At 61.7% G+C, this 7098-nt stretch carries 6 protein-coding genes; 3 read left to right on the top strand and 3 right to left on the bottom strand.

Features of this window, described 5'->3' with window-relative positions:
* Positions 1–152 precede the first annotated feature (152 nt).
* Both IE158_RS13080 and pckA read left to right on the top strand, forming a co-directional pair.
* A complete protein-coding gene (locus tag IE158_RS13080) occupies positions 153–1313 on the top strand; it encodes a hypothetical protein (protein WP_189644149.1) in 1161 nt (386 codons plus the stop codon).
* A 549-nt stretch (positions 1314–1862) separates the two neighbouring features.
* Positions 1863–3440, top strand: a complete 1578-nt coding sequence (gene pckA, locus IE158_RS13075) for a phosphoenolpyruvate carboxykinase (ATP) (protein WP_189644148.1) — start codon at positions 1863–1865, stop codon at positions 3438–3440.
* A 107-nt stretch (positions 3441–3547) separates the two neighbouring features.
* On the opposite strand, the gene miaB is transcribed toward pckA, so the two are convergent.
* Positions 3548–4927 carry a tRNA (N6-isopentenyl adenosine(37)-C2)-methylthiotransferase MiaB gene (gene miaB, locus IE158_RS13070; RefSeq protein ID WP_189644147.1) on the bottom strand — a complete coding sequence of 460 codons (1380 nt, stop codon included), beginning with the start codon at positions 4925–4927 and terminating at the stop codon, positions 3548–3550.
* Positions 4928–5065: 138 nt separating this feature from the next.
* Positions 5066–5593 carry a hypothetical protein gene (locus IE158_RS13065; RefSeq protein ID WP_189644146.1) on the bottom strand — a complete coding sequence of 176 codons (528 nt, stop codon included), beginning with the start codon at positions 5591–5593 and terminating at the stop codon, positions 5066–5068.
* A gap of 129 nt (positions 5594–5722) precedes the next feature.
* Here IE158_RS13065 and IE158_RS13060 point away from each other — a divergent pair, with 129 nt between their 5' ends.
* Positions 5723–6241: a hypothetical protein gene (locus IE158_RS13060; protein ID WP_189644145.1), complete on the top strand. Its 519-nt coding sequence runs from the start codon at positions 5723–5725 to the stop codon at positions 6239–6241.
* Between the two features lie 63 nt (positions 6242–6304).
* Here the strand turns inward: IE158_RS13060 and IE158_RS13055 are convergent, their stop codons facing one another.
* A complete protein-coding gene (locus IE158_RS13055) occupies positions 6305–6808 on the bottom strand; it encodes a hypothetical protein (RefSeq protein WP_189644144.1) in 504 nt (167 codons plus the stop codon).
* Between the last annotated feature and the right edge of the window lie 290 nt (positions 6809–7098).

The following is a 7098-nucleotide window of genomic DNA, read 5'->3' as shown; positions in this document are numbered from 1 at the left end:
TCGTCTTCAGGAGTCAGTTGGGGGTCAAGTCGTCTGATGACTTAGTCTACACCCGGAAGCTACTTAGAGACCCGGATATAGAGAAACTTAGCGAAGCGCCGTCCTCACGGGAGGATGGTCTAGACTGGCTGGCGTTAAAGGAGTTGATAGACATGACCAAAAAATCTGGAATTTCCGCATCCAATCTGGTGCTGATGGGTGGTCTGGCGGCCCTGCTGCTGGACCGCAATCTGCGTGACCGCGTGGTGGGCACCACCCGCTCTGCCTACGGCCAGGGCCGTGAACTACTGGAAGAAGAAGTGGTTCCCGCGCTGAGCGTGGCCGCCACGCAGGCCGAGCGCCGCGCCCGCCGCCTGGCCCGCGAAGGCCAGCAGGCCCTGCACGACTGGCGGCACGATGACGCCCCCGAACTGGTAGGCCGCGCTCAGGGTTTGCTGGAGACGGCTGCCGAGCGGGCGACCCGCCTGGCTGCCGACGCCCAAAAAGAGTGGCACAGCCGCGCCGAGCAGGCCGAAGACACGCTGCAAGGGGTCCGCAAAGACGCCCGCCGCAGCGTGATGGGACTGGCCGACCAGGGTGAACATCAGGTCAAGCAGGCGCGCCGCACGGCCCGTCACGCCGCACGCCAGGGCAGCGAACAGCTTGGAGACCTGCAGAGCAGCTTCCTGGGCTTCCTCAGCCGCAGCGGAGATGAGCTGGAAGACCGCCGCCGCCAGATGGAGCGCGACTTGAACCGTGCCCGCCGCGACGCCGAACGTGAACTGCGCAGCACCAAGCGGGACTGGCAGGCCCACAAGCTGGAGCGCGCCATTGAGAAGAAAGTCGCCCCGCTGCACAAGATGGCCGAGCGTGAATTTGGCCGCTTTGAAAAAGACGTGCTCAAGCAAAAGCGTCTGGCCGAGCGCCAGGCCCGCTCGGGCGGTGGCCTGGGCGGCGGCACCGTCCTGCTAGGCCTGCTCGGCGCTGGCGCGGTGGCGCTGGCCCGTATGCCTGAAGCCCGCACAGCCGTGCTCGAAGGCGTGGAGAAAGTCTCCCCTGACGCCCGTCACCATCTGGAGCGCGTAGGTCGCTCCTTCAAGGCCAGCGTGGGCGAAATGTGGATCGAAGGCCCCAAGCCCAGCACCAACCCCGCACCAACGGCCAACAAGAGCGTGGCGGCAACTGGCGACGCCTCCAAAGACAGCGGCAACCCCAAGACGGGCGCTGAAGCTCCGGCCAGCATTGACAAGCCCGCAGACAGCAGCACCCAGGCCAAGCCTGCCCCGAATGACCGCCTGAGCGGCAGCGAGAGCGGCCACACGCCCAAAGCCTGAACCGGTTCGGCCAGGTCCAGTTAACCGAGTCAACACACCTGGAAGCTCCCAAGCCCTGCCCACCGTGGCAGGGTTTTTTTGGGTCTGTTGCGAGAATTTTTACCCTGTCCACAGGCCCAACCTGAAACCGGGCGGCAGCGCCACAATGATGACTGAAGTGTCCATGCCGCCACAGGCCACAGAAATCATTCCCTATGACTTCATGCCGCGTAACATGTGTTCTTTGACTTCTGTGGGCCGGGTTGCCTCACTCCAAACTGAGCGATTCAACCGCCATCCGTATGAGAGCCGAAGTGAATAAGGATATTTGTTATCCGGTGACACTTACGGCACAATAGAAAGCGTTCAGTTCAGCAGCGGGCCTAGCGGCCAGTCTTTGTGGCGTGGCCCGGTACAGGCGAGCCCCTACAGAAGAGCTCAGTACAGGAGACAAGAGCAAAGTTTGCCTTCACTCGGTACACGGCGCGGCTTTTTGCTGCCCTGCCGGACAGCTCGGAAAGCCCTGGTTTCGCCAGGACCCAGCTGCTGAACACGCCCCGGAGGAAACATATGACTGCAACCCCATCCCGCACTGGTAGCCTGCTTCAGTCTGCCCGCATCCACCGCAACCCCACCGTGCCTGAGCTCTATGAGCATGCCCTGCGCCTGGGCGAAGGCCAGATCGCCCAGGGCGGGCCGCTGGCCGTCCGGACCAACAAGGCTGGCCGCAGCCCCAAAGACCGCTTTATCGTCGAAGACGAGCTGACCAAGGACGCCGTGTGGTGGCAAGGCTTCAACCAGCCCATCAGCACGGACGTGTTTGACCGGCTGCTGGACAAGATGCTGGACTACGCCAAGGACAAGGAACTGTTCGTGCAGGAGCTGTACGCCGGCACTGACCCGGAGCAGCGCATCTCGGTGCGGTTCATTCAGGAAATGGCCTACCACTCGCTGTTCGTGAACAACATGTTCGTGCGCCCCACCGCCGAGGAGCGCCAGAACTTTGAAGCCGACTGGACTGTGCTGAATATCCCCAGCTTTACCGCTGACCCCGCAGTGGACGGCACCCGCACCGATACCTTCATCCTGGTGAATTTCAGCGAGAAAATGATCATCGCGGGCGGTACCCAGTACGCAGGCGAAAACAAGAAGGGCATCTTCGGCGTGCTGAACTTCTTGCTGCCTGAACGCGGCGTCATGCCGATGCACTGCTCGGCCAACGTGGGCGAGGGCGGCGACGTGGCGCTGTTCTTTGGCCTGTCGGGCACCGGCAAGACCACCCTGAGCGCCGACCCGACGCGGAAGCTGATTGGCGACGACGAGCACGGCTGGACCGACTCCGGCGTGTTCAACTTCGAGGGCGGCTGCTACGCCAAAGTGATTAACCTGAACCCCGAAGCCGAGCCCGCCATCTACCGCACCACCCACACCTACGGGACCGTACTGGAAAACGTGGTGCTGGACGAGAACCGCGTACCTGATCTGGACGACGGTTCTCTCACCGAGAACACCCGCAGCGCCTATCCCATCGAGCAGATTGACAACATTCAGCCCGGCTCTATTGCCGGACACCCCAAGAACGTGGTCTTCCTGACCGCCGACGCGTTCGGTGTGCTGCCTCCCATCTCGCGCCTGACGCCGGAGCAGATGGAATACCAGTTCATCAGCGGCTTTACGGCCAAGATTCCTGGCACCGAGCTGGGCGTCACCGAGCCGCAGCCCACGTTCAGCACCTGCTTTGGCGCGCCTTTCATGCCCCGCCACCCCGGCGAGTACGCCGAACTGCTGTCGCGCAAGGTCAAAGAGCACGGGTCAGCCGTGTGGCTGGTCAACACCGGCTGGACCGGCGGCCAGTACGGCGAAGGCAAACGCATGAGCATCCGGCACACCCGCGCCATGATCAACGCAGCGCTGGAAGGCAAACTGGATAACGTGGAATTCGAGACCGAGCCGTTCTTCGGCCTGAGCATTCCCAAAGAAGTGCCCGGCGTGCCCAGCGAAGTGCTGAACCCCCGCGAAGCCTGGGCCGACAAGGACGCCTACGACACCACCGCCAAGAAGCTGGCGGGCATGTTCCGCGAGAACTTTGGGCGCTTTGAAGAAGGTGTGCGCCCTGAAGTGACGGCGTCGATGCCTGAGCACGCTTAAGGGTCCAAGAGTCTAAAAGTCGGAAGGTCTAAGGGCAGCCACTGCTTATCCCTTAGACCTTCTTCTCTTGAGCCCTTAGACCCTTAGACTTTGCGACCCTTAGACCTTCACAGCATTTGCAGAGGACTGCTCAGCGCCGCCGCTTCGGGCGTGAACTGAGGCAACTCCTCGAGCGGGCGGCCCTGGGCGTCCACCACTTTGCCATACAGCATGTGCGGGGTGGCGTGGTCAATGCGGACCTGATAGATGCCCGCGCCCTCCGCGCCTACGGCTTTGGGCACCACGGTGGGATGCTGGCCGCGAGTGTGGCCTTCCAGAAAACCAGCGGTGTAAGCGTCGCCGCGCACCAGCACTTCCTGCACCGTGCCCACCTTGCCCGCAAACTTACGGGCACTCCAGTCCTTTTGCTTGGCAATCAGGCGCTGCAGCCGCTCAGTCTTGACCTCGCGGGGCAGGTCGGTGAAGTGCTTGTAGCTGGGCGTGCCGGGGCGGGCCGAGTAGATGAACATATACGCGCTGTCGTAGCCCACTTCGTCGTAGAGGTCCAGGGTCTGCTGGAAGTCCTCTTCGGTTTCGCCCGGAAAGCCCACGATGATGTCGGTGTACAGCACGGCGTCAGGCATGTGCCTGCGAATCTGGGCAATGTGGGTCAGGTACTTCTCGCGGTTGTACTCGCGGGCCATGCGGCGCAGCACCCGGTCCGAGCCGCTCTGCACGGGCAAGTGGATGAACTCGCACACGGCGGGCGTCTCGGCCATGGCCTGAGCCACGTCCTCGGTAAAGTTCATGGGGTGGGAGGTGGTGAACTTGATGCGCTCTATGCCGCTCGCGCCCACCATCCGCAGCAGGTCGGCAAAGCTGGGATATCCGGCCAGCCGCGCCCCCTGGTCTACGCCATAGGCATTGACGTTCTGGCCCAGCAACGTGACTTCGCGCACGCCGGCGGCCAGCTGCATGTCCAGCTCGCGCAGGATGTCGTCAGGCGAGCGGCTGACCTGCGGGCCACGGGTGGTCGGCACGATGCAGTAGGTGCAGTGGTGGTCGCACCCGCGCATGATGGTCAGGTGGGCCTGCAACTTGCCCTGTGGGGGCGGGGGAATGTGTTCATGCAGCTCATCACGGAAGTTCAGCGCCCAGAAGCGCTCGTTGCTTTCGAGCGCCTTGCCGATATCCAGCAGGCTGCCGGGGCCAATCAGCACATCTACCTCGAACTTGCGGGCGATCTGCTGGCCTTCTTCGAGCTGCGCGAGGCAGCCCATCATGCCCACCACCAGCGGGCGCTTCTGCTTTTCTTTACGCAGTTCGCCCAGTACCGAGCGGACCTTGTCCACCGGCTTGCCGCGCACCGCGCAGGTGTTCAGCAGCACAAAATCGGCGCTGTCTATATCTTCGACCAGGTCGGCTCCCAGGCTGACCAGCTGCGACTGCACCAGGTGCGTGTCGTACTCGTTCATCTGGCAGCCGTACGTGACTACATGAGCTTTCACAGTTTTTCTCTCCTCAGGGCTGACCGGATGGATTCCGGGGCCACGCTGCGCCAGCGGCCCAGAGAGGCTGGGCACCGGCAGGAGCACCATCTTAGCGCCTGGGCCACGCAGCATCAGGCATATGGTGCCCCATGTCTCTCAGGGCCACACCGGGCGCAAGGTCGGTGCCCCGGGCGCTGTTACTGACGGCGCTGTTACTGGCAGCCCTATCTGTTCAGCCCGCTGAGGCTGCACCCGCCGCAGCGTCAGGTCAAAATCCATCAACTCCTGCCCCAGCAGCACGGTCCGCACCTGTCCCTGCACCTGCGCTGCGCCGCCGCTAAGGCCCAGGTTGGCCGTCAGGTTGGCGGCGTGGCGGTTGCCCTTCTCGAACAGCTGCGCACTCAGCGAGCCGCCCTCCCCCACCGGGATAAATTCGCCGCTGAAGGTGTAGCTCTTGTTGCTGCGCAGGTTGGTCAGCACGCCCGCCGCGCTGCCGTCTTTCTCGGAGACATCCAGCACCAGCCGCGCCGCCGACTCGCCCGTTAGCCCCCTAAGCACGCCCTCGTAGGTGCCGCTATACCGGGCTTCCAGCGGCGAATAAGGCGGCGGCCCGCCCCTCAGCACCGCGCAGCCAGACAGGAACGCCGGGGCCAGCAGCAAAGACACCTTCGCAAAGTTCATCATGTCCACACCCTAGAACCCCGATCAGCGCGGCGGATGAACTGCTCGGAAGCCTCCTCACATTTGAGGATTCCTCATGGTCTTTAAACGCCCGATCACGTAAGCGTCAGTTTGGGAGCGCAGGATAAAGGCATGAAAAAAATTGCATTGATGGCTTTGGGCTTGACTGGCGTTCTGGCTAGCTGCGGCGGTGGCACTGTGAATGATAGCCGTCCTCCTACCACTGATTGGCAGCTAGCTGCAGATGTCAAGGACTCAGCAACTGGTCAAACCATTCGCAAAGGTACTTATGTAATTTGTGATAACGCGAATACTACTGTGCAGGCTAGCGCCAGTTGGGCTGCTGGTACTGAACGGGTTGAATTGCTGGCACGTGGAGTTAAGAGTGGCACCGTCAAAAATCTTGGCTATAAGACGGTAAACCCTGCTAACGGTGGCTCCAGCCAACTCCTGTTCACCTTCGGTCCCAAAATGGCTCCTCTGAGTCTGAACGCTCAATCCATTACTGTGAATCCCATTACTCGTAACGTCAAAGTTTTGGGTTACACGAATCTAGGAATTCAGACCCGCAGCGCCAACGGCACTATTGTGAGTGCCCCAAGCTATTCGCAGTACTCTTTCCCCGTGCTGGAAACCTGTACCGTCAGCTAAGTCCTACCACTCACGAAAAAGCCCCCTTCACCGGGGGCCTTTTTTTATGGCGTTTTTGTGGGTTTACTGCCCGAACATGCGCAGGACCGGACGCCACCAGGGAATGGCGAGCAGCAGCGGAATCCAGGCCAGGATGGTCCAGAGCAGCGCCCCGCGCCAGCGGGTGATTTCGTCATTGACAGCAGCTGGCGTGGGCGTGGGGGCCGGGGTTCCGTCAGCCACAAAGACCGGAGCAGCGCGGGCTGGGGCTTTGGCGGCGCGGTTGGCCATCGTGGCGAAGACAGCGGCAAGCAGGCCCAGGCCCAGGTGCTCCCAGCCAAAGCTGTCGCGGGGGCCATCGGGGAAAGGGGCCATGCCGCCCATACCCATCATGGCAAAGAGGGCCAGGCCCAGCAGGACTTGCAGGTGGATGCTGCCCATGAAAGACGCAAACGGTGCGCGGGAAGTCATCGGGCCGCGTGCACGCACGCCCGAAAAAGCGTTGACCAATGCCCAGATGCCGGTCAGCAGGACCAGCCAGCGGACCCAACTATGAGCCGTGAGCAGCAGAAGATAAGTGTTGTCCATGCCCTACAGGCTAGTTGACCTACCGACAGGTTGTCTATTCGTGTCCCTCATGCTTCCCTGGTCAAAAATTGTAACTTCCGGCAGGTTATGCATCCTCTAGGCTTCATCCGACTTTAATGACACACATGCTATGGTCATGAGGTATTCACCTTACAAAAACATTACAAAAAGGAGACTTATGCAGAAACGATTTGCCGTGCTGGCCCTGGGCCTAACCGTCGCTCCTCAGTACCTGACAGGTTGAAGGAAACGTTGTCTGGATCGCAGAAAAATATGAAGCAGGGCGGCTT

It is taken from the genome of Deinococcus piscis (assembly GCF_014653275.1).
GTDB lineage: Bacteria > Deinococcota > Deinococci > Deinococcales > Deinococcaceae > Deinococcus > Deinococcus piscis.
This window is presented reverse-complemented; position numbering and strand designations above follow the sequence as displayed.